The sequence below is a fragment of the Streptomyces sp. NPDC005551 genome, from assembly GCF_042871785.1.
GTDB lineage: Bacteria > Actinomycetota > Actinomycetes > Streptomycetales > Streptomycetaceae > Streptomyces.
The window spans coordinates 275,289-300,070 of the sequence record NZ_JBIAJE010000004.1 but is presented as its reverse complement, the minus strand read 5'-3'; the positions used below and the strand labels follow the sequence as shown (position 1 = coordinate 300,070).

Sequence of the window (24,782 nt, the reverse complement as noted above, 5' to 3'; positions counted from 1 at the left end):
ACCGATTGTTCGGTCGTCGGCGCATTTTGGCTACAGGCACCGCCAGGCTGTGGACAAACGGTTCTGCACAGCCTGAGATGGACGCAGTACGTCCATGGTAGGGAGGCGGGGGGACATGGCACCTGAACAAATGGCCGAGGGACCCGAGGCCGGATCGGCGCTTCCGCCCGCCCGCCCGCTCGACGCCATCGACCAGGACATCCTGCAGATGCTCCAGGCGGACGGGCGCGCCTCGATACGTTCCGTGGCCGAGCGCGTCCACGTGTCACGGGCCAATGCCTACGCGCGGATCAACCGCCTCGTCGAGGACGGCGTCATCCGCGGTTTCGGTGCCCGCGTCAACCACGAGCGCGCCGGAGCGGGCACTTCGGCGTACATCACCCTCAAGATCGTGCAGAACTCGTGGCGGACCGTGCGCGAGCAGTTGCGGGCGCTGCCCGGGGCCGCCCACATCTCGCTGGTGGGCGGCGACTTCGACGTACTGCTGCTGGTGCACACGCCCCACAACCGGGCGCTGCGGGAGCTGGTGCTGACCCGCCTCCAGGCCATTCCCGAGGTGCTCAGCACACGGACCCTGCTGGTCTTCGAGGAGGAGGACGTGGAGCCGGAGGGGTGAAAAGCGCGGGCACACCGCGCTCCCGCCCCGGACGGATCCTGCCCGCGACAGGCCCGGGCGGGGCTCGCGCCCCGGCTCCGGCTCAGCCCTCCTTGCGCAGCCCTTCGAACACGAGCCGCACGACCGCGTCGGACACTTCCCGCTCGGCCGAACCCCGGCCGTCGGGCCGGTACCACTCCACGATCGAATTGATCATTCCGAAGACCAGCCGCGTGGCGAGCCGGAACTCCACGTCGTCGCGCACGTCGCCGTCGGCGGCCGCCGCCCTCAGCAGCTCGGCCACCCGGTGGTCGAAGTCGCGGCGCCGCTCCAGGGCCCAGCGCTCGGTGTCCGTGTTGCCGCGCACCCGCAGCAGCAGCGTCACGTACGGCAGCTCGCCCGTGAGGACCTCCACCATGCGCCGTACGACGTACTCCAGGCGCTCCACGGCACGCCCCACGCGCGCGTGCTCCTCGTCGAGGATCCCGAAGAGGCCGTCGAGGGCCCGGCGTACGGCCCGGCCCAGCAGCTCCTCCTTGCCCGCGACATGGTGGTAGATCGAGGACTTGGAGATGCCGGCGGCCTTGGACAGGTGCTCCATGGAGGTGCCGTCGTAGCCCCGCTCGATGAAGACCTGCACGGCGACGTGGAGGAGCGTCTCCGGGGTGTACGTGTCCCGCTTGGCGGTGGTCACGAGGTGCCCTCCCGCTTGTCGGGGGCGTGTCCGTGGCGGTACAGCGCGAGAGAGGGCGCGTAGCGGCCGGAGGGTTCGCGCAAATGCAGCTCCTCCAGGAGGTCGTGCGCCCAGGTCCTGCCGAGCTTGCGGCTCCATTCGAAGGGGCCCAGCGGGTAGTTGACGCCGAGCCGCATCGCGGTGTCGATGTCCTCCTCCGTGGCCACGCCCTTGGCGACCGCGTCGTGCGCCAGGTCGATGATCCGGGCCACCGTCCGGGCCACGATCATGCCGGGCGCGTCCCCGATGACACTGACGTCCTTGCCGAGCGCCTGGAAGAGGCCGGTGGCCTCGGAGAGCGTCTGCGAGGCGGTGTCCTGGGCGGCCGACAGGGCGATCCGGGTGGCCCTGCGGTAGTCGAGCGCCAGGTCGAAGTAGACGACGTCACGGAACTCGACCGAGGTCTGGCCGTCGGCGAGGGCCAGCTGACCGCCGGAGGGCAGCAGCAGGCGGGTGCCGTGGTCCTCTTCCTCCTCGCGGACCTGGATGCCCGCCTCGCGGATCAGGGCGACGAGTTCGCGGGCCGGCCCGAGGTCGCCCTCGACGGTGACGTACGCGGGCGGGCGGGCCTTCTCCGCGGTGTGCGGCTCGGGACGCTCGGCGCCGTCCGCGTAGTCGTACCAGCCGTGTCCCGCCTTGCGGCCGTGCCGACCGGACTCGACGAGCCGGCGCTGGGCGAGCGAGGGCGTGAAGCGCACGTCCTGGAAGAACGCCTGCCACACGGAGTGCGTGACGGACTCGTTGACGTCCTGGCCGATCAGGTCCGTCAGCTCGAAGGCACCCATCCGGAAGCCGCCGGACTCGCGCAGCACGGCGTCGATCGTGGCGGGATCGGCGGCCTGGGACTCGTACACCGCGAAGGCCTCGGCGTAGAAGGGCCGGGCGATGCGGTTGACGATGAAGCCCGGGGTGTCCGCGCAGGCCACCGGGGTCTTCCCCCAGGCGCGGGCCGTCTCGTACGCGCGCGTGGCCGACGTGACGTCGGTGGCGAACCCGGAGACGACCTCCACCAGGGGCAGCAGCGGGGCGGGGTTGAAGAAGTGCAGCCCGACGAAACGGCCCGGGTTGCGCAGCGCGCCGCCGATGGCCGTGACGGACAGGGAGGAGGTGTTCGTGGCGAGCAGAGCGTCGTCCCCGACCACGTCCTCCAGGTCGCGGAAGAGCTGCTGCTTCACGTCGAGCCGTTCGAGCACCGCCTCCACGACGAGCACGCAGTCGGCGAGTTCGCCGAGGCTGTGCGCGGGACGCAGCCGGGCACGGGCGGCGTCCCGGTCGGCGGCGCTGAGCCGGTCCTTCTCGACGAGCCGGTCGAGTCGGGAGCCGATCGCCCGGGCCGCCTCTTCGGCGCGTCCCGGGGCGGCGTCGTACAGCCGCACGGGCCGGCCCGCGACCAGCGCGACCTGGGCGATGCCCTGGCCCATGGTGCCGGAGCCGACGACGGCCACGGGGCTGCTGAGGTCGAGTGCTGTCATGCTCGCGATCCTCCCGCACACGGTTTTCCACAGATGCGGCGGTCCCCCTTGTCCCGACCGATCGTTCGGTTACTCTAGCCGTGTCCGTCCCTTCCTGCCCAGCTCGCGAGCTCGACGAGGAGCTCCTGAGACGAGGAGTTGGTCCTTGATGGCCGCCGAACTCACCGCGCACCAGCTCATCGCACAGCACCGGCCCACCCTCGACCAGGCGCTGGAAGCGATCCGCACGCGCGCGTACTGGTCCCCGCACCCCGAGCACCCCAAGGCCTACGGGGAGCACGGGAGCCTGGGCATGGCGGAGGGCAAGGCCGCCTTCGACGCGCTCCTGGGCACCCGTCTCGACCTCGGCCAGCCCGGCACGGACGACTGGGTCGGCGGCGAGACCTCGCCGTACGGGATCGAGCTCGGCGTCAGCTATCCGCATGTCGACGCCGACGTGCTGCTGCCGGCCATGCGCGCCGGCCTGCGGGCGTGGCGCGACGCGGGCGCGGAGCTGCGCGCGGTGGTCTGCGTGGAGATCCTCAAGCGGATCAGCGACCGGACGCACGAGTTCGCCCACGCGGTCATGCACACCAGCGGCCAGGCCTTCATGATGGCGTTCCAGGCGGGCGGGCCGCACGCGCAGGACCGCGGCCTGGAAGCAGTCGCGTACGCGTGCGTGGAGCAGGTCCGCACGCCGGACACCGCGGAGTGGAGCAAGCCCCAGGGCAAGCGCGACCCGCTCGCGCTGACCAAGCAGTTCACGCCGGTCCCGCGCGGGATCGCCCTGCTGATCGGCTGCAACACCTTCCCCACGTGGAACGGCTATCCGGGCCTGTTCGCCTCCCTGGCCACCGGGAACGCGGTTCTGGTCAAGCCCCACCCGCGCGCGGTCCTGCCTCTCGCGCTCACCGTGCGGGTGGCCCGCGAGGTGCTCGCCGAGGCCGGCTTCGACCCGAACCTGGTGGCACTGGCCGCCGAGCGCGCCGGAGAGGGCATCGCCAAGACCCTGGCCGTCCGCCCCGAGATCCGGATCATCGACTACACGGGCTCGACGGAGTTCGGCGACTGGCTGGAGGCCAACGCCCGCCAGGCGCAGGTCTACACGGAGAAGGCCGGCGTCAACACGGTCCTCGTCGAATCGACCGACGACTACAAGGGCATGCTGTCGAACCTCGCCTTCTCCCTGTCCCTGTACAGCGGCCAGATGTGCACGACCCCGCAGAACCTGCTGATCCCCCGCGACGGCATCCGCACGGACGAGGGCCCCAAGTCGTACGACGAGGTGGTCGCCGACCTCGCCAGGTCGGTCGACGGGCTCCTCGGCGACGACGCCCGCGCGAACGCGCTGCTCGGCGCCATCGTCAACCCTGACGTGAAGGCCCGCCTGGAGGCCGCGTCCGGCCTCGGCGAAGTCGCCCTGCCCTCACGGGAGGTCGCCAACCCGGAGTTCCCGGACGCCGTCGTCCGCACCCCGGTGATCGTGAAGCTCGACGGCGCCCGGAAGTACTGGGAGGGCGCCGAGACCGATGCCGCCTACCTGAGCGAATGCTTCGGACCCGTCTCGTTCGCCGTCGCGGTCGACTCGGCGACGGACGCCGTGGACCTGCTGCGGCGGAGCATCCGGGACAAGGGTGCGATGACGGTCGGCGCTTACACCACCTCCGAAGAGGTCGAGCAGGCCGTGCAGGAGGCCTGCTTCGACGAGTGCGCCCAGCTCTCGCTGAACCTGACCGGCGGGGTCTACGTCAACCAGACGGCGGCCTTCTCCGACTTCCACGGCTCCGGCGGCAACGCCGCGGCCAACTCGGCCCTGTGCGACGGCGCGTTCGTGGCGAACCGCTTCCGGGTCGTGGAGGTCCGCCGCGAGGCGTAGCCGTCACTCCGGCGCGCCCCCGGTGGCACTCCAGTGGAACAGCGTCATCGCCACGCTGGTCGCGAGGTTGTAGCTGGAGACCTGGGGGCGCATCGGCAGGGACACCAGCCGGTCGGTCCGGGCACGCAGTTCGGCGGAGAGCCCGCTGCGCTCGGAGCCGAAGGCCAGGACCGCGTCGTCCGGGATCCTCAGCCCGCGGATGTCCTCGCCCTCCGCGTCGAGGGCGAAGAGCGGCCCGGGCGGCAGCTCGGCGACCGTCAGCCGCTCCACGACGGTCGCGAAGTGCAGGCCCGCCCCGCCGCGTACGACCGTGGGGTGCCAGGGGTCGAGCGTGCCGGTGGTGACCACGCCGGTCGCCCCGAAACCCGCCGCGAGCCGGATGACGGCGCCCGCGTTGCCCAGGTTCCTGGGATTGTCGAGCACGACGACGGGCGCCGTGCGGTCCGGGCGCGCCAGGGTCTCGAGATGGGCCGCCCTGGAGGGTCGTACGGCCAGCGCCGCCACCGCGGTGGGGTGCGGACGCGGGATGAGAGCCCGCAGCGTGCCCTCCGCGACCTCGACGAGGAGCACGTCGAGCACGTCCCGTACGTCCGGGGCCAGTTCGTCGGCCAGGGCGAGCGCCGCCCGCCGGTCCGCGGTGACGGCCACGGGGATCTCGGCCCGGAAGCGCACCGCGTGCTTGAGCGCGTGGAAGCCGTCGAGCAGGACCGAGTGGTCCGCGAGGCGGTGCCAGGCCCGCACCGCGTCGTCCGCGCCGCCGGAGGCCGTTCCGGCGACGGTTTCGAAACCGGCACCCGTGTCGCCGTACCCGTCGGTGCGGGTGCCCGGGCCCGTGTCGCCGTACCCGTCGGTGCCCGTACCGATACCCGTGTCGCCGTACCTGTCTTGCCTGCCGCAGCCCGGGTCGTTCATGCCCCGAAGCCTACGTGCGTCCCCTCCGCCGGCTCAGAGCTGAGTGGCCGCTGCCCGCGCGGCCCCGGCACCGTACGGGCCCGGCCGGGAAAACCGCCTCCACGCGTGCGTGCCGCCCATCCGCCCACGCGCCGCAGGAAGGACGTCGGCAGGAACACCGCGTCGGCGGCGATCATCGCCAGCGAGAAGAACGGCAGCCCGAGGACCACGGCGATCACGGCGTGCTCGGTCATCATGACCGCCAGCAGGACGTTCTTCACCCGCCGGTTGAAGAGGGTGAACGGGAAGGCGACCTGCACGACGACCGTCCCGTACGTCACCAGCAGCACCATCGTGCCGTGCGCGGTCAGCAGGTCGGAGAGCGCGGGCCAGGGCGAGAAGTAGTCCAGGTGCAGCGGGTAGTAGACGGCGGTACCGTCCTGCCAGCGCGAACCCTGGATTTTGTACCAGCCGGCGGTCGCGTAGATCAGGCAGGCCTCCGCCATGATCACGGCCAGGGCCGCGTTGTGCGCGAGGTTGGCGACGACGTCCAGCAGGATCCGGGACTGTTCGGTGCGGGGGCGACGGCCGGCCGCCCACCACAGTCCCTGCACGGCCCACAGCCCCCAGAAGACCGTCAGCCAGCCTCCGAGCCATCCGCCGTCGATCTTCCCCGTGAGCGTGACCGCGACCAGGGCGAGGCCCAGCAGGGCCCAGAGGACGGGCCCGACGGGACCGGACTCACCGGTGTCCCCCGGTATCTCCCGACCGCTTGCCGCCCGCCCGCGCCGGGCCCGCCGTGCGTCCAGGGACCACACCTGCCCGCAGCGCGTGAAGACCAGGTAGACGGCCATCAGATGGAGGACGTTGTCGCCGCCGTCCCCCATGAAGACGCTGCGGTTCTGCAGGGAGAGCACGCCGATCATGAACAGGACGGACATGGTGCGGGTGCGCCAGCCGATCATCAGCAGGACGCTCGACAGCACGGCCAGGGCGAAGACGCACTCGAACCAGAGCTGACTGTCCGACCACATCAGGGCCGTGAAGGCACGGTTGTTCGCGATGAGCTGCCGGGCGAGGTCCCAGCTCCAGGGCCCGTCCGGCCCGTACATCTCCTGGCGGTGCGGGAACTCCCGCAGCAGGAACATCAGCCAGGTGGCGGCGAAGCCGATGCGGATCACGGCCGTCTGGTACGGGCCGAGGGCCGTCTCGGTGACGCGGGCGATCGCGTGCGCGAGGGCTAGGGAGAACCGGTTCATCAGGCGCTCGCCCCCGCCCCGCCCGTCGGCACCCGCCACCAGGGCAGCACCCGGAAGATCGGCTTGTCGGACACCTGCTCCTCGCTCCACGAGGGGGGCGGCACGTTGGCGGTCCGGGAGCGGACCTGCACCCGCTCGACGCGGCCGGCGTCGGCCTCCGCCCGCTCGCGGCCGAGGCGCAGCACGACGATGCGGCGCAGATAGTGCTCGGAGAGGGTGCCGCGCAAGCCGGCCGGACGGTTCTCGCTGTCGTGCGAGGCGACGAAGAAGTCCCAGGCCCGGCGCAGTTCGTTCTGCTGGGTGTGGCTCGGCAGCAGATTGCCGTCGATGGCCGCGCCGTCCTGCGCGGACAGGTCGTACCAGCCGGTCGTGCGGTGGCCGCCGTCCGAGGTCCTGACCTCGGCGCGGACCTGGACCGCGATGTTCTGCTGCAACGGGTTGGGCGCGAACAGCTTCCAGTTCTGCTCGAACTCGGGGTAGATCCATTCCTCGACGGCGCGGCCGTGCTGCCTGGTGGCAGTGTTCTGGGGCGCGACGTGCAGGAACACCATGCCGAGGTGCACACAGGCGGCGACCGTGACGAAGGTGAGGGCGACGGCGGCGGCGATCCGGTAAGGAAGCGAGAGCGCGGCGAGCCCGCCCCGGTCGGACGCCAGAGCCCCCGCCACCACCGGCTCCGCCCCGTCCACCGGGCGGTTCTCCGGCCCGGGGTCGAAACGAGCGGGTCCCGCCGTATGACTCCCCGGCCCGACGTCGAGACGCCCCGGGTCCGCCGGGAGGTCTTCCGACCCGGCGTCATAACGAGCCGGTCCCGCCGAACGGTATTCCGGCCCTGCGTCGAGACGAGTCGGATCCGGTGGGAGGTCTTCCGGCCCGGCGCCGTAAGGAGCCGGGCCCGCCGGGCGGCGCTCCGGTTCGGCATCGGAGCGGGGCGGTCCCGCCGGGCGGCTCCCGGGCCCGGCGTCGAGGCGAGCCGGTGCCGGATCCGCCGGGTGGCCCTCCGACCCGGTGTCGAGACGATCCGGGTCCGAGGGGCGGTTCTCCTGCCCGGCGTCGGAACGGGGCGGGTCCGCCGGGGGCTCATCATGCCCGGCGTCGAAGCGAGCCGGTGCCGGATCCGCCGGGTGGCTCTCCGGTCCTGTGTCGAGACGATCAGGGTCCGCCGGGTCGGCGGGGCGCGCGGCGCGGCCCTCCGGCCCGGACCCGGGGCCGGGGCGGGCCGGCTCGTCCGCTGGTGGGGGCGCTGCGGAGCCGACGGGTCGGCCGGGCCCGTGACGGGCGTCCGAGCCCTCGTCGTCGTGCGCGTCCATTCCGCCCCGCTTCCGATTCCGGTCCGATTGCCCGCCGTCCGGCGGTACGGCGCCGTATCGCTCGCGCATCCCGCGCCCCCGACGTCCGCACCGGAAGGGAACGGTACTCAGGCCCACGGTCCGGCACAGCCCCATGGGCCACGGCAGTCGCATCGGGGCCGCACGAGGTTATCCACAGCGGTTGACACCTTACGACGCTCGCCCGACCATGGATTCGAGCGAACCGAACGATCGGTCGGTCGTCAGGAGCGAGAGGTCGAGGGGGACCGCATGGCCACAGCAGCCGCGCAGCGTACGGCCCGTACAGAGGCGGACCCCGCCACGGACAGCGCCGCGCACGAGGCGTACGAGCGCGCTTTCGACGCCGCCGTCGCGGCCGACGAGCGCATCGAGCCCCGCGACTGGATGCCCGAGGCGTACCGCTCCACCTTGGTCCGACAGATGGCGCAGCACGCCCACTCCGAGATCATCGGCATGCAGCCGGAGGCCAACTGGATCACGCGCGCGCCCTCACTGCGCCGCAAGGCGATCCTGATGGCCAAGGTCCAGGACGAGGCCGGACACGGCCTGTATCTCTACAGCGCCGCCGAGACCCTCGGCACCAGCCGGGACGAGCTGCTGGACAAGCTGCACAGCGGCCGCCAGAAGTACTCGTCGATCTTCAACTACCCGACGCTGACCTGGGCGGACGTCGGCGCCATCGGCTGGCTGGTGGACGGCGCCGCGATCACCAACCAGGTCCCCCTGTGCCGCTGCTCCTACGGGCCGTACGCCCGCGCGATGGTCCGCGTGTGCAAGGAGGAGTCCTTCCACCAGCGCCAGGGGTACGAGCTGTTGCTGGCCCTCAGCAGCGGCACCCCGGAGCAGCACGAGATGGCCCAGGACGCGGTGAACCGCTGGTGGTGGCCGTCCCTGATGATGTTCGGCCCGCCCGACGACGAGTCCGCGCACTCCGCGCAGTCGATGACGTGGAAGATCAAACGCCACTCGAACGACGAGCTGCGCCAGCGTTTCGTCGACATCTGCGTCCCGCAGGCGGAGTCCCTCGGCCTGACCCTCCCCGACCCGGACCTGCGGTGGAACGAGGAGCGGGGCCACCACGACTTCGGTCCGATCGACTGGTCGGAGTTCCACGAGGTCCTCAAGGGCAACGGACCGTGCAACGAACAGCGGATCACCCAGCGCAGGCGTGCTCACGAGGAGGGCGCCTGGGTCCGCGAGGCGGCGGCCGCGTACGCCGGCAAGAAGGCGGCCAGGACGGACGCGGCCGGCACCGGCCGACTCGAGGACGCACACGGAAAGGCGCGCGCATGACCACCGACTGGCCCCTCTGGGAGGTCTTCGTGCGCTCGCGCCGCGGCCTCTCGCACACCCACGCGGGCAGCCTGCACGCCCCGGACGCCGAGCTGGCCCTGCGCAACGCGCGCGATCTGTACACCCGGCGCGGCGAGGGCGTCTCGATCTGGGTCGTCCCGTCCAGCGCCGTCACGGCCTCCTCGCCCGACGAGAAGGACCCCTTCTTCGAGCCGTCCGCCGACAAGCCCTACCGGCACCCGACCTTCTACGAGATCCCGGAAGGGGTGAAGCACCTGTGACGCCCACGCTGCCCGCGGCCAGCACCGCGGCCGCCGCGGCCCTCTGCCTCGGCGACGACGCCCTGGTGCTCTCGCACCGCCTGGGGGAGTGGGCCGGCCACGCCCCCGTCCTCGAAGAGGAAGTGGCCCTCGCGAACATCGCGCTGGACCTGCTCGGCCAGGCCCGGGTGCTGCTGTCCCTCGTCGGGGACGAGGACGAGCTGGCGTACCTCCGCGAGGAGCGCGCCTTCACCAACGTCCAGCTGGTGGAGCAGCCGAACGGCGACTTCGCCCACACGATCGCCCGTCAGCTGTACTTCTCCACCTACCAGCGCCTGCTGTACGGGCAGCTGGCGGCCGGTGACGGCGCGCTCGCGCCGCTCGCCGCGAAGGCCGTCAAGGAGGTCGCCTACCACCAGGACCACGCGGAGCAGTGGACCCTGCGGCTCGGCGACGGCACCGAGCTGAGCCACGAGCGGACGCAGCGGGCCTGCGACGCGCTGTGGCGCTTCACCGGCGAGCTGTTCCAGCCGGTCGAGGGGCTCGGCGTCGACCCGGAGGCGCTGCGGGCCGACTGGCTGGCATCCGTCACCGATGTCCTGCGCCGCGCCACCGTCGACGTGCCCCAGGGACCGCAGTCCGGAGCGTGGACGGCGGGTGCCGGCCGGCAGGGGCTGCACACGGAGCCGTTCGGCCGGATGATCGCCGAGATGCAGCATCTGCACCGGAGCCACCCGGGAGCGTCGTGGTGACCCCGGCTGCCACGGCCGAGGGCCGCGCGACCCCGCTGGAGGAGGAGCTGCGCCGGCTCGCCGGATCAGTGCTCGACCCGGAGCTGCCCGTCCTCACCCTGGAGGAGCTGGGTGTCCTGCGCGCGGTGCACGTCCGCGCCGGCGGCGCAGTCGAGGTCGAGCTCACCCCGACGTACACCGCCTGCCCGGCCATCGAGGCGATGTCCGTCGACATCGAGCGGGTGCTGCGTGAACACGGCGTGCGTGACGTGTCCGTCCACAAGGTGCTGAGCCCCGCCTGGTCGACGGACGACATCTCTGACGAGGGCCGCCGCAAGCTGCGGGAGTTCGGCATCGCGCCGCCACGCGGCGGACGCCCGGCCGGCCCGGTGACGGTCGGGCTCGGCCCGACCAGGACGGCCGGCACGAAGCCGGAAGCAGCCACCCCGGAAGCGCCAACCCCGGAAGCGGCCGCTGGGGACACGGCCCCGGAGCAGGAGCGCCTCCGCTGCCCGCTCTGCGGTTCCGCCGACACCGAGCTGCTCAGCCGCTTCTCGTCCACCGCCTGCAAGGCGTTGCGGCGCTGCCTGTCCTGCCGTGAACCGTTCGACCACTTCAAGGAGCTGTGATGGCCCGCTTCCACCCGCTCCCGGTGGCCGCGGTCGACCGGCTCACCGACGACTCCGTCGCCCTGACCTTCGCCGTACCGCCCGCCCTGCGCGAGGAGTTCCGGCACACCCCCGGCCAGCACCTGGCCCTGCGCCGCACCGCCGACGGCACGGAGATCCGGCGGACCTACTCGATCTGCTCCCCCGCTCCCGCCCCGGCGGACCCCGAAGGCCCGCACACCCTGCGCGTCGGCGTCCGGCTCGTCGACGGCGGCGCCTTCTCCACCTACGCGCTCAAGGAGATCGCCGTCGGCGACGAGGTGGAGGTGATGACACCCGCCGGCCGCTTCACACTGGACCCGGCGCCCGGGCTCTACGCGGCGGTGGTCGGCGGCAGCGGAATCACCCCGGTGCTGTCGATCGTCACGACCCTGCTGGCACGTGAACCGCAGGCCCGGTTCTGTCTCCTGCGCAGCGACCGGACGTCGGCGTCGACGATGTTCCTCGAGGAGGTCGCCGACCTCAAGGACCGGTATCCCGAGCGGTTCCAGCTGGTGACCGTGCTCTCCCGGGAGGAGCAGCAGGCGGGACTGCCGTCGGGACGCCTCGACCAGGAGCGCCTGTCCGCGCTGCTGCCCGCCCTGCTGCCCGTGGACCGGGTCGCGGGCTGGTTCCTGTGCGGGCCGCTCGGGCTGGTCGAGGGAGCGGAGCGGGCACTGCGCGGTCTCGGGGTGCCCCGGACGCGACTGCACGAGGAGATATTCCACGTGGACACCGTCGCCGCGCCGCCGACCACCGTGCCGGCTCCCGCCCACAGCACGGTGACCGCCCGGCTCGACGGCCGCGGCGGGACCTGGCCCGTCCAGCCCGGGGAATCCCTGCTGGAGACCGTGCTGCGCAACCGTCCCGATGCCCCGTACGCCTGCAAGGGAGGCGTGTGCGGCACCTGTCGCGCCTTCCTGGTGTCGGGCGAGGTGCGGATGGACCGCAACTTCGCGCTGGAGCCGGAGGAGACCGACGCGGGGTACGTACTGGCCTGCCAGTCCCATCCGGCCACCGAGAAGGTGGAGTTGGACTTCGACCGCTGATCCCGCGCCCCGGGTTCCCCGCGCCCGTTCCCTTCTCGTAGAACCTGTTCTATCTTGACGCGCCGTCAGATCCGGGACCAGGAGATCCGACGGGTGGACCGGGTGCGTGGAAGGGCGGGACCGTGGACTTCACCTTCACCGAGGAGCAGCAGGCGGCGGTAGAGGCGGCGAGAGCGGTGTTCGCCGGGGTCGCACCGGACGGTGTGCCCAGCCCGTCGCTCACCGCGGGGGCCGTCGCCGAGGACTTCGACCGGCCGCTGTGGCGCAGGCTCGCCGACGCCGGTCTGCTGAGCCTGCTACTGGACGCGGAGTACGGCGGCGCGGGCCTGGACCCCGTCGCGCTGTGCCTGGTGCTGCGCGAGTCCGCGAAGGTGCTGGCCCGGGTGCCGCTGCTGGAGAGCACCGCGGCCCTGGTCGCCGTACAGGCCCACGGAGGCCCGGAGTTGAAGGCGGACGTGCTGGCCCGGGCGGGCCGCGGGGAGCTCGTGCTGACCGTGGCCGCGAGTGGCCGCACCGGCCACGATTCGGCCGAACTCGCCGTGTCCGCTCGCCAGGACGGCGACGTCTGGGTGCTGGACGGGCTGCAGACCGCCGTGCCCTGGGCGCACAACGCCGACCACGTCGTCGTCCCCGCGCACACGGCCGCCGGCCGGACCGTCCTCGCCCTCGTCCCCCGCGTCCACCAGGGAGTCGTACTCGCCGAGCAACTCTCCACCACCGGTGAGCGGTTGGGTGAGCTGCGGCTGGACTCGGCACGGATCGCGGCACGCGACGTCATCGACGCGGACGGCGCCTGGGAACGGCTCCGCGAACTGCTGACCACCGGGACCTGCGCGCTGGCCCTCGGGCTCGGTGAGCGCGTGCTCAGGATGACGAGCGCCTACACGAGCACGCGGGAACAGTTCGGCTTCCCGGTCGCCACCTTCCAGGCCGTGGCCATGCAGGCCGCCGACCGCTACATCGACCTGCGCGCGATGGAGGTCACGCTGTGGCAGGCCGCGTGGCGGATCAGCACGGGCGCGGGCGGTGCGCTGCCGGCCGCGGCCGACGTGGCCGTCGCCAAGACCTGGGCGTCCGAGGGGGTACGACGCGTCGTGCAGACCGCGCAACACCTCCACGGAGGCTTCGGCGCGGACGTCGAATATCCCCTGCACCGCTATCACGCCTGGGCCAAGCAGCTCGAACTGTCCCTGGGCCCGGCGGCCGCCCACGAAGAGGCCCTCGGAGACCTGCTGGCCGCCCACCCCCTGGGCTGACGGACCCGGCCAATGCGGGCGCACGTCCCGCGCGGGCGCGAGGGCCTACAGCACGAACCCCGGTTCACCCTTGCCGTTCACGACCGGGCGCCCCGCGGCGGCCCAGACCTGCATCCCGCCGTCGACGTTCACGGCGTCGACGCCCTGCTGGACGAGGTACATGGCCACCTGCGCCGAACGGCCGCCGGAACGGCAGATCACATGAACCCTGCCGTCCTGCGGCGCCGCCTCGGTCAGCTCGCCGTAGCGGGCCACGAAGTCACTGATCGGGATGTGCAGCGCCCCTTCGGCATGGCCTGCCTGCCACTCGTCGTCCTCCCGGACGTCCAGCAGGAAGTCTCCGTCCGTGAGGTCCGCGACCTCGACGGTGGGCACACCAGCTCCAAAATGCATGCCCCGACGCTACCTGACCGCGAACGACAACCGCAGGTTCCCAGGCCTGCCGCTTGGATCATGCAGGCGTCGCGGAGCCCGGCACGCACAGGCCGGTCAGGACGAACCGCCGGTCACAGCCGGCCTGATCCAGACGACAGGCCCTGGGCCGTGTCCGCAAAGTCCCGCTTGTTCCGTCCTCCGGGCGGACGACGGGACTTTGCGGACACGACCTAGCCGGTCAGCGCGGCCAGCTGAGCCTCGCGCTCACCGACCTGCGCGAGAAGCTGCTCCGCGATCTCCTCGAGCAGCCGGTCCGGATCGTCCGGAGCCAGCTTGAGCATCGAGCCGATCGCGCTCTCCTCCAGCTCACCGGCGATGAGCGTGAGCAGTTCCTTGCGCTGGGAGAGCCATTCGAGACGGGCGTAGAGCTCCTCGCTGCGGCTCGGCTTCCACTCCTCCGGCACGGGACCGGCGGCCCACTCCTCGGACAGCTCCCGCAGCAGACCCACATCGCCCTGGGCGTAGGCGGCGTTGACCCGCGTGATGAACGCGTCGCGCCGCGCGCGCTCGTCCTCCTCCTGCGCCAGGTCGGGGTGGGCCCGACGGACGAGTTCGCGGTAGAGCTTGCGCGCCTCGTCACTGGGGCGGACCCGCTGCGGGGGCCGCACGGGCTGGTCCGTGAGCATCGCCACGGCCTCCGGAAACAGTCCTTCCGAGTCCATCCAGCCGTGGAACAGCTCCTCGACGCCCGGCATCGGCATGACCCGCGCCCGCGCCTCGTCGGCCTTCCGCGCGTCCTCCGGGTCACCGGTCCGGGCGGCCTGCGCCTCGGCGATCTGCGCTTCCAGCTCGTCGAGCCGCGCGTACATCGGCCCGAGCTTTTGATGGTGCAACCGCGAGAAGTTCTCCACTTCGACGCGGAAGGTCTCCACGGCGATCTCGTACTCGATCAGCGCCTGCTCGGCCGCGCGTACGGCCCGCTCCAGCCGCGCCTCGGGCCGTGCGTCCTCACCGACCGCTTCACCGGCGCCCTCACGCCGAGGTCCCGGCCCGTCGTCCGGCTGAGGCCCCTCAGCGCTGGGGGACCGGGCGTCCTCCGCCGCGCGGGCGGCCTCCGCCTCGGTGCGGTCGGGCTGGCTGGGCTCGGCTTCCGGGGTCGTCACCCGCCCAGCCTAGGCCACGGACCGGCACGCCTCCCGGCCCAGCCCGCCCCACCACCCTGGACGGCACACCCCCGGTCCCACCCGCCCCGCTCCGACACGTCCCGCACGTCAGACGCCCGGCTCCGCCGCGATGCGGCCCTGCTCGACCGCCGCCACCAGCTCCGTGTGGTCCGCCTCCGTACGGTCGGCATAGGCCACGGCGAAGGAGGCCAGCGCCTCGTCCAGCTCCTCGTTCTTGCCGCAGTAACCGGCGATCAGGCGCGGGTCGGCACTGTGCGCGTGAGCACGGGCGAGCAGCGCGCCGGTTATCCGGCCGTAGTCGTCGATCTGGTCGGCGGCGAGGGCCGCGGGATCGACGCTGCCCTTGCGGTTGCGGAACTGGCGTACCTGGAAGGGCCGTCCGTCGACCGTCGTCCAGCCCAGCAGGAAGTCGCTCACGACCTGTATGCGCTTCTGGCCCAGGACCACGCGGTGACCCTCGTGGTCCGCCTCGGGCACGGCGAACCCCGCCGTCTCGAGGTGCGGGACCAGCGCCGAGGCCCGCGCCTCCTTGACCTGGAGGATGAGTGGCTCCCCGCGATGGTCCAGGAGCAGGACGACGTACGAGCGGGTGCCGACACTGCCGGTGCCGACGACGCGGAAGGCGACGTCGTGCACGGCATAACGGGCGAGGAGCGGGAGGCGGTCCTCCGTCAGGGTCGTCAGGTAGTCCTCGAGCGACGCCGCGACCGCCGCCGCCTCCGCGTCGGGCACGCGGCGCAGCACCGGCGGTGCGTCCACGAACCGGCGGCCGCCGCCCTCCACCGTCTCGGTCGACTTCTCGGCGAACCGTCCGCTGGTGTTGGCCCGTGCCTTCTCGGAGACCCGCTCCAGGGTGCCGAGGAGATCGTGGGCGTCGGTGTGCGAGAGGAGTTCCTCGTCCGCGATGGCGTTCCATGCGTCGAGGACCGGCAGCTTCGCGAGCAGGCGCATGGTGCGGCGGTAGGCGCCGGCCGCGTCGTACGCCGCTTTCCGGCAGGTGTCCTCGTCCGCCCCGGTTTCCCGGCCGGCGAGCACGAGGGAGGCGGTGAGCCGCTTGAGGTCCCATTCCCAGGGGCCGGGCACCGTCTCGTCGAAGTCGTTCAGGTCGATGACCAGGCCGCCGCGGGCGTCGCCGTACAGGCCGAAGTTCGCCGCGTGGGCGTCGCCGCAGAGCTGCGCCGCGATACCGGTCATGGGGGTGCGCGCGAGGTCGTAGGCCATGAGTCCGGCCGAACCGCGCAGGAAGGCGAAGGGTGAGGCCGCCATCCTGCCGACGCGGATGGGGGTGAGCCCGGGGATTCGGCCCTGGTTGGAATGCTCGACGGCGGTCACCGCGTCCGGCCGGCCGGCGTCGAGCGTCAGCTCGGCGTGCGCGGCGCGCGGCACCTGCCGCCGCAGCGCCTTCCCCTCGGCCTTCGGCCCCTCGTACGCGCCCGCCGCCTCACCCGAGCCGTCACGAGCCTCGCCCGCGAACCCGGGCACGCGGAAAACCTTGTGCGCCCGCTGCTCCGCGCCCTCTGAACCGACCTCGGTCATCCCGACCGCCTCCCCCGTGCCCGAACATCAACTCGTGATGACCGTACCGCCGAAGGCCGAACCACGCCGGAGCCTGTGGACAACCCCGCGGCGCGGCTATTTCCCGGGGCAGGAACCCCTTTCGGGCAGATAGCGCTCCGCCCATACCCCGAGTTCCTTGAGCGCCGGTTCCAGCGCGGCGCCCGCCTCCGTCAGCCGGTACGCGACCCGCAGCGGAGGGCCCTCGTCCACCTCGCGTACGACCAGGCCCGCCGCGCCCAGTTCCGTGAGCCGGTCCGACAGCATGCGCTCGCTGATGCCGGGGATGGCCCTGCGCAGTTGGGCGAAGTGCACCGGCCGTTGCAGCAGCACGGCCACGACCAGGCCCGTCCAGCGCTTCCCGAGCAGCTGGAAGACCCGCGTCATCCCGTCGTCGACCTTCTGACACGGCCCTGCGTCGTGGCTCCCCGGCTCTGCCATGACTCCAGACTACTGCGTTCACACCAGGGGGTGAAAAAAAGTAAGTAGCTGTGTTATCTCTAGTTAGGAACGAAACAGAAGCCCGGCACCCGGGCTGCTCGTCATCCCCTGGAGACCCCATGGCCACGCTGCTGCACATCGACTCGTCCGTGTTCCCCGCCTCCGCGTCGGCCTCCCGCGCGGTGGCGGACGCCTTCCGTACGGCCTGGGAGGAGCAGCACCCGAACGGCACGGTGATCCACCACGACCTCGCCGCGCACCCCGTCGCGCACATCACCGCCGACGCCCACACCGCCGGCTTCGCCGCCCCGGACACGCACACCCCGGAGCAAACCGCAGCCTTCGCCGAGCGCGCACGACTGATCGAGGAGCTGGAGCAGGCGGACGCCGTCCTGATCGGCGCCCCGATGCACAACTTCTCGATCCCCTCGACCCTCAAGGCCTGGCTGGACAACGTGATCCTCATCGGGCGCACCGCCATGTCCGAGGACTCGAAGGTCAAGGGCACCCCGGTCACGGTCATCGCCAGCCGCGGCGGCTCCTACGCGCCGGGCACCCCCCGCGAGCCCTACGAGTACGTGCAGAACTACCTGCAGGCCGTCCTCGGCGACACGCTCGGCCTGGACGTCCACTTCATCGTCCCGGAGCTGACGATGGCACCGCACAACCCGGCGATGTCCGAACTGGTCCCGCTCTCCGAGGCCTCCCGCGTCCAGGCGCTCGAGGCGGCCACCGCAAGGGCCAAGGAACTCACGGCCCGCCTCGCCGCCTGACCGCACTCCGCGGGACGACCGGCCCCGCCGGAACCCCTGCCGCACACCCGGAACCCCGGCCGCCCGTGCGGTCCGGAACCGACGCGCCCGAAGCGCTGCGGGCAGTGATATAGCTCACCGCCCGCGGCACCCAGGACCGCCCGTCCCGCCCTGCCCCCGAGCCGGCTCCCTCCGGAGCCGACGCCCCTGGGCAACGAGAAACGGACCCCTTCTCCGACTTCCGTCGGAGAAGGGGTCCGTTCGCTGTGCGCGAGGGGGGAGTTGAACCCCCACGCCCTTTCGGGCACTGGAACCTGAATCCAGCGCGTCTGCCTATTCCGCCACCCGCGCATTGGGTGTGTCTTCCGGTCCCCCACCAAGTGGTGCGAGCCCCTGTCGACATGCAGAAGATTAGCACGCCGTCCGGGGTGGAATCACATCCCTTTCCCGGCCCCCCGCAGCTCCGCCGGCCATGCCCCGGAGGACCGCCCACCGGGGCATACGGCGACCGCGGGCACCTCGGATCCGTCCGGCGGCCACCCATGAGGACACGGAGGGGAGCCCCCGCCCCCGGCCGCCGGTCCCGCTCGGCCCCCGCCCCCTGTCGCCCCCGGCGGCCCGACCCGTCTTCTCCCGCCCGCTGCGCGTGTACAGAAAGAACCGGTTCACGTATCAACCTCGTACCGGTCCTGGCCATCTGTCCAGGAGCCGGACAAGGTGCACAGTCAGGTGCGGGACACTGGTCCCGGGCCACCTCTACGATCCTTGCCTGAAGGAGTTCGAAGAGGGGCTCCGGAGGGAACTTCGGGAGGGGACCTCGGCTCGGGACCGCGGAAGGTGTCGACACTCGTCGACCGGGCCGACAGGGGGAACCACCCGATTTCCCGGCGCGTGGATACGATCAGTAAGCAGTACCAGGACGAAGACGATCAGCAGAACGCCGTAAGTGGCACCGCGCTGGGCAGTAGACAGTGGGTGGCACGGCGGTGAGCAGCACCGGCGGTGCCGCATCCGGCGGTACGGCGGGCAGTACAGGTGTAAGCGGCACACAGGACGACGTCTAAGGAGGAGGTGCCCCATGGGAGTCCTGAAGAAGTTCGAGCAGCGTCTCGAAGGTCTGGTCAACGGCACCTTCGCCAAGGTGTTCAAGTCCGAGGTCCAGCCCGTGGAGATCGCGGGAGCGCTCCAACGCGAGTGCGACAACAACGCCACGATCTGGAACCGCGAGCGGACCGTCGTCCCCAACGACTTCATCGTGGAGCTGAGCACGCCGGACTTCGAGCGCCTCAGCCCCTACTCGGGTCAGCTCGGCGACGAGCTCGCCGGCATGGTGCGCGACTACGCCAAGCAGCAGCGTTACACCTTCATGGGCCCCATCAAGGTCCACCTGGAGAAGGCCGACGACCTCGACACCGGTCTGTACCGGGTGCGCAGCCGTACGCTCGCCTCCTCCACCGACCAGCAGTCGCCCGCGTCCGCCCCGGCGGGCCCCGCGGGCCCGGCCGCGGGACGCCCCGGGGGGTACGGCTACCCGCCGGCCGCCCAGTCCGCGTCCGCTCCCCCCATGCCGTCCGCGCCGCCGCCCGGCGGCCGTCCCGGCGCCGCCCCCCTGGGGCCGCGCGCCGCGGCCGCCCCGGCGCCGGGCGCGAGAACGCGGCACTGGATCGAGGTCAACGGCTCACGCCATCAGATCTCCCGCCCGACGCTGGTGCTGGGCCGCAGCACCGAAGCCGACGTGCGGATCGACGACCCCGGCGTCTCGCGCCGGCACTGTGAGATCCGGACCGGAACGCCCTCGACGATCCAGGATCTCGGGTCCACCAACGGCATCGTGGTGGACGGGCAGCACACCACCCGCGCTACGCTCCGCGACGGCTCGCGGATCGTCGTGGGCAGCACCACCATCATTTACCGGCAAGCCGAAGGGTGAAGCGGGGGCAATGTCAGAGCTGACCCTCACGGTCATGCGGCTGGGTTTCCTGGCCGTACTGTGGCTGTTCGTGATCGTGGCCGTGCAGGTCATCCGCAGCGACCTGTTCGGAACGCGCGTCACCCAGCGCGGCTCGCGCCGGGAAGCCGCGCGGCCGCAGCAGGCCGCGCGCCAGACGGCGCCTCCGCAGCAGCGCCAGCAAGCGGCGTCGAGCGGCGGTGGCCGCCAGCGCCGCGGCGCCCCCACCAAGCTGGTCGTCTCGGAGGGCACCCTCACGGGCACGACCGTCGCGCTCCAGGGCCAGACCATCACCCTGGGCCGCGCGCACGACTCCACGATCGTCCTCGACGACGACTACGCGTCCAGCCGGCACGCCCGGATCTATCCCGACCGGGACGGCCAGTGGATCGTCGAGGACCTCGGCTCCACGAACGGCACCTATCTCGACCGGGCCCGGCTCACGACTCCCACACCGGTCCCGCTGGGCGCGCCGATCCGCATCGGCAAGACCGTCATCGAGCTGCGGAAGTAGTACGACAATGAGCGAGCGGAGCGAGCACGCAGCGGCGGTCCACACGACGGACCCCGGCGCGCTCCCGACCGGAGGGTGGGCACCGTGCGGATGTACCCGGAGCCGACGGGCGAGGTGCGCATGAGTCTGTCACTGCGCTTCGCCGCCGGATCGCACAAAGGCATGATCCGCGAGGGCAACGAGGACTCCGGTTACGCCGGTCCGCGGCTGCTCGCGATCGCCGACGGGATGGGCGGCCAGGCCGCCGGCGAGGTCGCCTCCTCCGAGGTGATCTCCACCATCGTCGCGCTCGACGACGACGTGCCCGGCTCCGACATCCTCACCTCGCTCGGCACCGCCGTGCAGCGCGCCAACGACCAGCTCAGGATGATGGTCGAGGAGGACCCCCAGCTGGAGGGCATGGGCACCACGCTCACCGCCCTGCTGTGGACCGGACAGCGCCTCGGCCTCGTCCACGTCGGCGACTCCCGCGCGTACCTGCTCCGCGACGGGGTCCTCACCCAGATCACACAGGACCACACCTGGGTGCAGCGCCTCGTGGACGAGGGACGCATCACCGAGGAGGAGGCCACCACCCACCCGCAGCGCTCCCTGCTGATGCGCGCGCTGGGCAGTGGCGACCACGTCGAGCCGGACCTGTCCATCCGCGAGGTCCGCGCCGGCGACCGGTACCTGATCTGCTCCGACGGCCTGTCGGGCGTCGTCAGCCATCAGACGATGGAGGACACACTCGCCAGCTACCAGGGCCCCCAGGAGACCGTGCAGGAGCTCATCCAGCTCGCGCTGCGCGGCGGCGGCCCCGACAACATCACCGTGATCGTCGCCGACGTCCTCGACATCGACAGCGGTGACACCCTCGCCGGCCAGCTCTCCGACACCCCGGTCGTGGTGGGCGCGGTCGCCGAGAACCAGCTCCAGGCGCACGACAACGGCGCCATGCAGACGCCCGCGGGGCGCGCCTCGAACCTCGGCCGCCAGGTACCCGGTCAGGGCGGCGGCGGCGAGTTCGGGCCGCCCGGCAGCGGCGACACCACCGGTTACGTCCCCGCCGGCAGCTTCGACGGGTACTCGGACGAGGACTTCGTGAAGCCGCGCTCCGGGCGCAGGTGGGTGAAGAGGTCCTTCTACACCGTGCTCGCGCTCGCCGTCATCGGCGGCGGCCTGTACGGCGGCTACCGCTGGACGCAGACCCAGTACTTCGTCGGCGCCCAGGGCGAGCACGTCGCGCTGTACCGGGGCATCAGCCAGGACCTGGCCTGGGTCTCGCTCTCGAAGGTGGAGAAGGACCACCCCGAGATCGAACTCAAGTACCTGCCGCCGTACCAGCAGAAGCAGGTCAAGGCGACCATCGCCGAGGGCGGCCTCAGCGACGCGCAGTCGAAGATCGACGAGCTGGGCGTGCAGGCGTCCGCGTGCAAGAAGAACGCCGAACGCCGCTCCGCCGCCGAGAAGAACGCCAAACCCGGCGCGGGCGAGGCCGGCGGCGTCACGGGAACCACGAAGACCTCACTGACGTCCAAGGCCACATCGTCGCCGACGCCCAACCCGTCGGCGTCACAGCCCTCGTCCTCCAAGTCCAAGACCGCACCCACTCCCACACCCGGCCCCAGCCTCTCCGAGGAAGAGCAGAAGCTGGTCTCGCTGTGCGGTAAGCAGTAAGCAGCCGTGAGGGGCCCTGTCACACCATGAGCAGTAGTACGAACTCGTCGACGCACCACACGTCCACGATCGGCACGATCGGTACGCCGAGCCGTCGCAACACCGAGCTGGCACTGCTGGTGTTCGCCGTAGTCATCCCGGTGTTCGCCTACGCCAACGTGGGCCTCGCCATCAGCGACTCGGTGCCGCCCGGCCTGCTGAGCTACGGTCTCGGCCTCGGCCTGCTCGCCGCCGTCGGCCATCTCGTCGTGCGCAAGTTCGCGCCGTACGCGGATCCGCTGCTGCTGCCGCTGGCCACGCTGCTCAACGGCCTCGGGCTCGTCGTCATCTGGCGGCTCGACCAGTCGAAGCGGCTCCAGGCACTGCCGAACTTCGTCGAGGCCGCGCCCCGCCAGCTGCTGTACACCGCGCTCGGCATCGCGCTGTTCGCCGTGGTGCTGGTCTTCCTGAAGGACCACCGCGTCCTCCAGCGCTACACGTACATCTCCATGGTCCTCGCCCTCATCCTGCTGCTCCTGCCGCTGGTGCCGGGCCTCGGCCTGAACGTCTTCGGCGCGAAGATCTGGATCTCAATCGCCGGATTCACCATCCAGCCCGGTGAGTTCGCCAAGATCGTCCTCGTCGTCTTCTTCGCCGGCTACCTGATGGTCAAGCGCGACGCGCTGGCGCTCGCCAGCCGCCGCGTCATGGGTCTCTACCTGCCGCGCGGCCGCGACCTCGGCCCGATCCTGGTCGTCTGGTTCGTCTCGATCCTCATCCTCGTCTTCGAGACCGACCTCGGCACCTCGCTGCTGTTCTTCGGCATGTTCGTGATCATGCTGTACGTCGCCACCGAGCGGACCAGCTGGATCGTCTTCGGTCTGGTGATGTCCGCGGTCGGCGCGGTCAGCGTCGCCTCCTTCGAACCGCACGTCCAGCAGCGCGTCCAGGCCTGGCTCGACCCGATGCGCGAGTACACGCTCAGCCAGCAGGGAGTCGCCGGTCACTCGGAGCAGTCCATGGAAGCGCTGTGGGCCTTCGGCTCCGGCGGCACCCTGGGCACCGGACTCGGCCAGGGCAACTCCGACCTGATCAAGTTCGCCGCCAACTCCGACTTCATCCTCGCCACCTTCGGCGAGGAGCTCGGCCTCGCGGGCATCATGGCGATCCTGCTGATGTACGGGCTGATCGTCGAGCGCGGCGTCCGTACGGCCCTCGCCGCCCGCGACCCGTTCGGCAAGCTCGCCGCCATCGGCCTCTCCGGCGGTTTCGCCCTCCAGGTCTTCGTGGTCGCCGGCGGTGTCATGGGCCTCATCCCGCTGACCGGTATGACCATGCCGTTCCTGGCGTACGGAGGTTCCTCCGTGATCGCCAACTGGGCGCTGATCGGCATTCTGATCCGCATCAGCGACACCGCGCGCCGCCCCGCGCCCGCCCCCGCTCCCAACCCCGACGCCGAGATGACCCAGGTGGTCCGACCGTGAACAAGCCCCTGCGCCGGATCGCGATCTTCTGCGGGCTCCTCGTCCTCGCCCTGCTCATCCGGGACAACTGGCTCCAGTACCTCCAGGCCGACGCCCTGAAGGACGACCCCAAGAACCGCCGTGTCTCCATAGAGCGCTACGCCACCCCGCGCGGCGACATCATCGTCGACGGCAAGTCGATCACCGGTTCCAAGAAGACCGACGGCAGCGACTTCGCGTACAAGCGGACCTACAAGGACGGCGCCATGTGGGCGCCCGTCACCGGGTACGCCTCGCAGGCCTTCGGGGCCACGCAGCTGGAGTCCATCGACGACGGCATCCTCACCGGCAACGACGACCGGCTCTTCTTCCGCAACACCCTCGACATGCTGACCGGCAAGAAGAAGCAGGGCGGCAACGTCGTCACCACGCTCAACGCGGCCGCGCAGAAGGCCGCGTACCAGGGTCTGCTGAGGCAGGGCAAGGGCGCGGTCGCCGCGATCGACCCGCAGACCGGCGCCATCCTCGCCCTCGCCTCCACTCCTTCGTACGACCCGTCGACGTTCGCCGGGAACTCGACGACGACGGACAGCAAGGCCTGGCAGAAGATCCAGAAGAAGAGCAACCCGGACGAGCCGATGCTCAACCGGGCGCTGCGCGAGACCTACCCGCCGGGCTCCACCTTCAAGGTCGTCACCGCCGCCGCTGCGCTGGAGAACGGCAAGTACAGCAGCGCGGACGAGAAGACCGACTCGCCGCTGCCGTACACCCTGCCGAACACGAACACCGAGCTGAAGAACGAGGGGAACATCCCCTGCAAGAACGCCACCATGCGTGAGGCGCTCCGGGTCTCCTGCAACACCGTGTTCGGCAAGATCGGCGCCGACCTCGGCCGGGACAAGATGGTCGAGCAGGCCGAGAAGTTCGGCTTCAACGAGGAGCAGTTCACCCCGGTGCGCACCAGCGCCTCGATCTTCCCGACCAAGATGGACAAGCCGCAGACCGCGCTCAGTTCCATCGGCCAGTTCGAGACGGCCACGACCCCTCTCCAGATGGCCATGGTCGCCTCGGCCGTCGCCAACAACGGCACGCTCATGAAGCCGTACATGGTCGACAAGCTCCAGGCCCCGAACCTGGACGTCATCGAGCAGACCGAGCCCGAGAAGATGAGCGAGCCGCTCTCCGAGGAGAACGCCCAGATCCTGCAGTCGATGATGGAGACGGTCGTCAAGAAGGGCACCGGCACCCGGGCGCAGATCAACGAGGGCGGCATCACCGTCGGCGGCAAGACGGGCACCGCCCAGCACGGCGTCGACAACAGCGAGAACCCCTACGCCTGGTTCATCTCCTACGCCAAGCAGAGCGACGGCAGCTCCCCGGTCGCCGTCGCCGTCGTGGTCGAGGACGAGAGCGCCAACCGTGACGACATCTCGGGCGGCGGTCTCGCCGCGCCCATCGCGAGGGACGTGATGAAGGCAGTGATCGACAGCAAGAAGTGACCCCCGTCACGCCCGCCGCACATCGGTGCACGTTGCGAATAC

At 71.4% G+C, this 24,782-nt stretch carries 23 protein-coding genes and 1 tRNA gene; 14 read left to right on the top strand and 10 right to left on the bottom strand.

The window, feature by feature from the left end; translation table 11 throughout:
- Positions 1–130 precede the first annotated feature (130 nt).
- Positions 131–616 (top strand): Lrp/AsnC family transcriptional regulator, encoded by a 486-nt coding sequence (locus ACFYP4_RS13695; RefSeq protein ID WP_358850913.1) that lies wholly within the window; start codon positions 131–133, stop codon positions 614–616.
- Positions 617–698: 82 nt separating this feature from the next.
- Here ACFYP4_RS13695 and ACFYP4_RS13690 read toward each other — a convergent pair whose 3' ends face one another.
- The gene (locus ACFYP4_RS13690; RefSeq protein WP_358850888.1) at positions 699–1,289 is read right to left on the bottom strand and encodes a TetR/AcrR family transcriptional regulator; all 591 of its coding nucleotides are present in this window, start codon (positions 1,287–1,289) and stop codon (positions 699–701) included.
- Complete coding sequence (locus ACFYP4_RS13685) at positions 1,286–2,800, bottom strand: 3-hydroxyacyl-CoA dehydrogenase (protein WP_388785322.1); 1,515 nt, start codon at positions 2,798–2,800, stop codon at positions 1,286–1,288. Before ACFYP4_RS13685 ends, ACFYP4_RS13690 begins: the two co-directional genes overlap by 4 nt.
- 148 nt (positions 2,801–2,948) lie before the next feature.
- Here ACFYP4_RS13685 and paaN point away from each other — a divergent pair, with 148 nt between their 5' ends.
- Positions 2,949–4,655: a phenylacetic acid degradation protein PaaN gene (gene paaN, locus ACFYP4_RS13680; RefSeq protein ID WP_388785320.1), complete on the top strand. Its 1,707-nt coding sequence runs from the start codon at positions 2,949–2,951 to the stop codon at positions 4,653–4,655.
- 3 nt (positions 4,656–4,658) lie between these two features.
- Here the strand turns inward: paaN and ACFYP4_RS13675 are convergent, their stop codons facing one another.
- Genes ACFYP4_RS13675 through ACFYP4_RS13665 form a run of 3 tightly spaced genes read right to left on the bottom strand, consistent with a single transcriptional unit; the run spans position 4,659 to position 7,494 of the window.
- On the bottom strand, positions 4,659–5,567 hold the full coding sequence (locus ACFYP4_RS13675) for a TrmH family RNA methyltransferase (protein ID WP_388785318.1): 909 nt from the start codon (positions 5,565–5,567) through the stop codon (positions 4,659–4,661).
- The gene (locus tag ACFYP4_RS13670; RefSeq protein WP_388785316.1) at positions 5,564–6,805 is read right to left on the bottom strand and encodes an HTTM domain-containing protein; all 1,242 of its coding nucleotides are present in this window, start codon (positions 6,803–6,805) and stop codon (positions 5,564–5,566) included. The genes ACFYP4_RS13675 and ACFYP4_RS13670 overlap by 4 nt, the downstream gene beginning before the upstream one ends.
- A complete protein-coding gene (locus tag ACFYP4_RS13665) occupies positions 6,805–7,494 on the bottom strand; it encodes a DUF5819 family protein (protein WP_388785314.1) in 690 nt (229 codons plus the stop codon). The genes ACFYP4_RS13670 and ACFYP4_RS13665 overlap by 1 nt, the downstream gene beginning before the upstream one ends.
- Positions 7,495–8,385: 891 nt before the next feature.
- Between ACFYP4_RS13665 and paaA the strand changes: the two genes are divergently transcribed.
- The 6 genes from paaA (at position 8,386) to ACFYP4_RS13635 (ending at position 13,372) form a co-directional block, all read left to right on the top strand.
- Positions 8,386–9,429, top strand: a complete 1,044-nt coding sequence (gene paaA, locus ACFYP4_RS13660; RefSeq protein ID WP_388785312.1) for a 1,2-phenylacetyl-CoA epoxidase subunit PaaA — start codon at positions 8,386–8,388, stop codon at positions 9,427–9,429.
- Positions 9,426–9,710 (top strand): 1,2-phenylacetyl-CoA epoxidase subunit PaaB, encoded by a 285-nt coding sequence (gene paaB, locus ACFYP4_RS13655; protein ID WP_358850895.1) that lies wholly within the window; start codon positions 9,426–9,428, stop codon positions 9,708–9,710. The genes paaA and paaB overlap by 4 nt, the downstream gene beginning before the upstream one ends.
- Entirely contained in the window at positions 9,707–10,441 is a 735-nt protein-coding gene (gene paaC / locus ACFYP4_RS13650; protein WP_388785309.1) for a 1,2-phenylacetyl-CoA epoxidase subunit PaaC, read from the top strand. The genes paaB and paaC overlap by 4 nt, the downstream gene beginning before the upstream one ends.
- The gene (locus tag ACFYP4_RS13645; RefSeq protein WP_358850897.1) at positions 10,438–11,049 is read left to right on the top strand and encodes an iron-sulfur cluster assembly protein; all 612 of its coding nucleotides are present in this window, start codon (positions 10,438–10,440) and stop codon (positions 11,047–11,049) included. The genes paaC and ACFYP4_RS13645 overlap by 4 nt, the downstream gene beginning before the upstream one ends.
- A complete protein-coding gene (locus ACFYP4_RS13640) occupies positions 11,049–12,116 on the top strand; it encodes a 2Fe-2S iron-sulfur cluster-binding protein (protein ID WP_358850898.1) in 1,068 nt (355 codons plus the stop codon). Before ACFYP4_RS13645 ends, ACFYP4_RS13640 begins: the two co-directional genes overlap by 1 nt.
- A 122-nt stretch (positions 12,117–12,238) precedes the next feature.
- Entirely contained in the window at positions 12,239–13,372 is a 1,134-nt protein-coding gene (locus ACFYP4_RS13635; RefSeq protein WP_388785307.1) for an acyl-CoA dehydrogenase family protein, read from the top strand.
- A gap of 45 nt (positions 13,373–13,417) precedes the next feature.
- On the opposite strand, the gene ACFYP4_RS13630 is transcribed toward ACFYP4_RS13635, so the two are convergent.
- The 4 genes from ACFYP4_RS13630 to ACFYP4_RS13615 all read right to left on the bottom strand — a co-directional run bounded on the left by ACFYP4_RS13630 (position 13,418) and on the right by ACFYP4_RS13615 (position 16,926).
- Positions 13,418–13,747, bottom strand: a complete 330-nt coding sequence (locus ACFYP4_RS13630) for a rhodanese-like domain-containing protein (protein ID WP_358850914.1) — start codon at positions 13,745–13,747, stop codon at positions 13,418–13,420.
- A gap of 230 nt (positions 13,748–13,977) precedes the next feature.
- Entirely contained in the window at positions 13,978–14,910 is a 933-nt protein-coding gene (locus ACFYP4_RS13625; protein ID WP_388785305.1) for a hypothetical protein, read from the bottom strand.
- Positions 14,911–15,018: 108 nt separating this feature from the next.
- Positions 15,019–16,467, bottom strand: a complete 1,449-nt coding sequence (locus ACFYP4_RS13620; protein WP_358850900.1) for a DUF2252 domain-containing protein — start codon at positions 16,465–16,467, stop codon at positions 15,019–15,021.
- Between the two features lie 96 nt (positions 16,468–16,563).
- Positions 16,564–16,926 (bottom strand): helix-turn-helix domain-containing protein, encoded by a 363-nt coding sequence (locus ACFYP4_RS13615; protein ID WP_358850901.1) that lies wholly within the window; start codon positions 16,924–16,926, stop codon positions 16,564–16,566.
- Between the two features lie 119 nt (positions 16,927–17,045).
- On the opposite strand from ACFYP4_RS13615, the gene ACFYP4_RS13610 reads away from it, so the two are divergent.
- Complete coding sequence (locus ACFYP4_RS13610) at positions 17,046–17,699, top strand: FMN-dependent NADH-azoreductase (RefSeq protein ID WP_388785303.1); 654 nt, start codon at positions 17,046–17,048, stop codon at positions 17,697–17,699.
- A 246-nt stretch (positions 17,700–17,945) separates the two neighbouring features.
- Here the strand turns inward: ACFYP4_RS13610 and ACFYP4_RS13605 are convergent.
- Positions 17,946–18,029, bottom strand: a tRNA-Leu gene (locus ACFYP4_RS13605).
- A gap of 727 nt (positions 18,030–18,756) precedes the next feature.
- Between ACFYP4_RS13605 and ACFYP4_RS13600 the strand changes: the two genes are divergently transcribed.
- The 5 genes from ACFYP4_RS13600 (at position 18,757) to ACFYP4_RS13580 (ending at position 24,740) form a co-directional block, all read left to right on the top strand.
- Positions 18,757–19,608 (top strand): DUF3662 and FHA domain-containing protein, encoded by an 852-nt coding sequence (locus ACFYP4_RS13600; protein ID WP_358850903.1) that lies wholly within the window; start codon positions 18,757–18,759, stop codon positions 19,606–19,608.
- A 10-nt stretch (positions 19,609–19,618) separates the two neighbouring features.
- On the top strand, positions 19,619–20,140 hold the full coding sequence (locus tag ACFYP4_RS13595) for an FHA domain-containing protein (protein WP_358850904.1): 522 nt from the start codon (positions 19,619–19,621) through the stop codon (positions 20,138–20,140).
- A 120-nt stretch (positions 20,141–20,260) separates the two neighbouring features.
- Positions 20,261–21,799 carry a Stp1/IreP family PP2C-type Ser/Thr phosphatase gene (locus ACFYP4_RS13590; RefSeq protein WP_358850905.1) on the top strand — a complete coding sequence of 513 codons (1,539 nt, stop codon included), beginning with the start codon at positions 20,261–20,263 and terminating at the stop codon, positions 21,797–21,799.
- Between the two features lie 26 nt (positions 21,800–21,825).
- Positions 21,826–23,262 carry an FtsW/RodA/SpoVE family cell cycle protein gene (locus ACFYP4_RS13585; protein ID WP_388785300.1) on the top strand — a complete coding sequence of 479 codons (1,437 nt, stop codon included), beginning with the start codon at positions 21,826–21,828 and terminating at the stop codon, positions 23,260–23,262.
- A complete protein-coding gene (locus tag ACFYP4_RS13580) occupies positions 23,259–24,740 on the top strand; it encodes a penicillin-binding transpeptidase domain-containing protein (protein ID WP_358850907.1) in 1,482 nt (493 codons plus the stop codon). The genes ACFYP4_RS13585 and ACFYP4_RS13580 overlap by 4 nt, the downstream gene beginning before the upstream one ends.
- Positions 24,741–24,782 lie beyond the last annotated feature (42 nt).

Excerpts from the sequence above, each read along its gene's own strand:
- ACFYP4_RS13695 (WP_358850913.1), top strand. The coding sequence starts at position 131 with ATGGCCGAGGGACCCGAGGCCGGATCGGCGCTTCCGCCCGCCCGCCCG.
- ACFYP4_RS13685 (WP_388785322.1), bottom strand. The coding sequence starts at position 2,800 with ATGACAGCACTCGACCTCAGCAGCCCCGTGGCCGTCGTCGGCTCCGGC.
- paaN (WP_388785320.1), top strand. The coding sequence starts at position 2,949 with ATGGCCGCCGAACTCACCGCGCACCAGCTCATCGCACAGCACCGGCCC.
- ACFYP4_RS13675 (WP_388785318.1), bottom strand. The coding sequence starts at position 5,567 with ATGAACGACCCGGGCTGCGGCAGGCAAGACAGGTACGGCGACACGGGT.
- ACFYP4_RS13670 (WP_388785316.1), bottom strand. The coding sequence starts at position 6,805 with ATGAACCGGTTCTCCCTAGCCCTCGCGCACGCGATCGCCCGCGTCACC.
- paaA (WP_388785312.1), top strand. The coding sequence starts at position 8,386 with ATGGCCACAGCAGCCGCGCAGCGTACGGCCCGTACAGAGGCGGACCCC.
- paaB (WP_358850895.1), top strand. The coding sequence starts at position 9,426 with ATGACCACCGACTGGCCCCTCTGGGAGGTCTTCGTGCGCTCGCGCCGC.
- ACFYP4_RS13640 (WP_358850898.1), top strand. The coding sequence starts at position 11,049 with ATGGCCCGCTTCCACCCGCTCCCGGTGGCCGCGGTCGACCGGCTCACC.
- ACFYP4_RS13620 (WP_358850900.1), bottom strand. The coding sequence starts at position 16,467 with ATGACCGAGGTCGGTTCAGAGGGCGCGGAGCAGCGGGCGCACAAGGTT.
- ACFYP4_RS13615 (WP_358850901.1), bottom strand. The coding sequence starts at position 16,926 with ATGGCAGAGCCGGGGAGCCACGACGCAGGGCCGTGTCAGAAGGTCGAC.
- ACFYP4_RS13610 (WP_388785303.1), top strand. The coding sequence starts at position 17,046 with ATGGCCACGCTGCTGCACATCGACTCGTCCGTGTTCCCCGCCTCCGCG.
- ACFYP4_RS13600 (WP_358850903.1), top strand. The coding sequence starts at position 18,757 with ATGGGAGTCCTGAAGAAGTTCGAGCAGCGTCTCGAAGGTCTGGTCAAC.
- ACFYP4_RS13595 (WP_358850904.1), top strand. The coding sequence starts at position 19,619 with ATGTCAGAGCTGACCCTCACGGTCATGCGGCTGGGTTTCCTGGCCGTA.
- ACFYP4_RS13590 (WP_358850905.1), top strand. The coding sequence starts at position 20,261 with ATGAGTCTGTCACTGCGCTTCGCCGCCGGATCGCACAAAGGCATGATC.
- ACFYP4_RS13585 (WP_388785300.1), top strand. The coding sequence starts at position 21,826 with ATGAGCAGTAGTACGAACTCGTCGACGCACCACACGTCCACGATCGGC.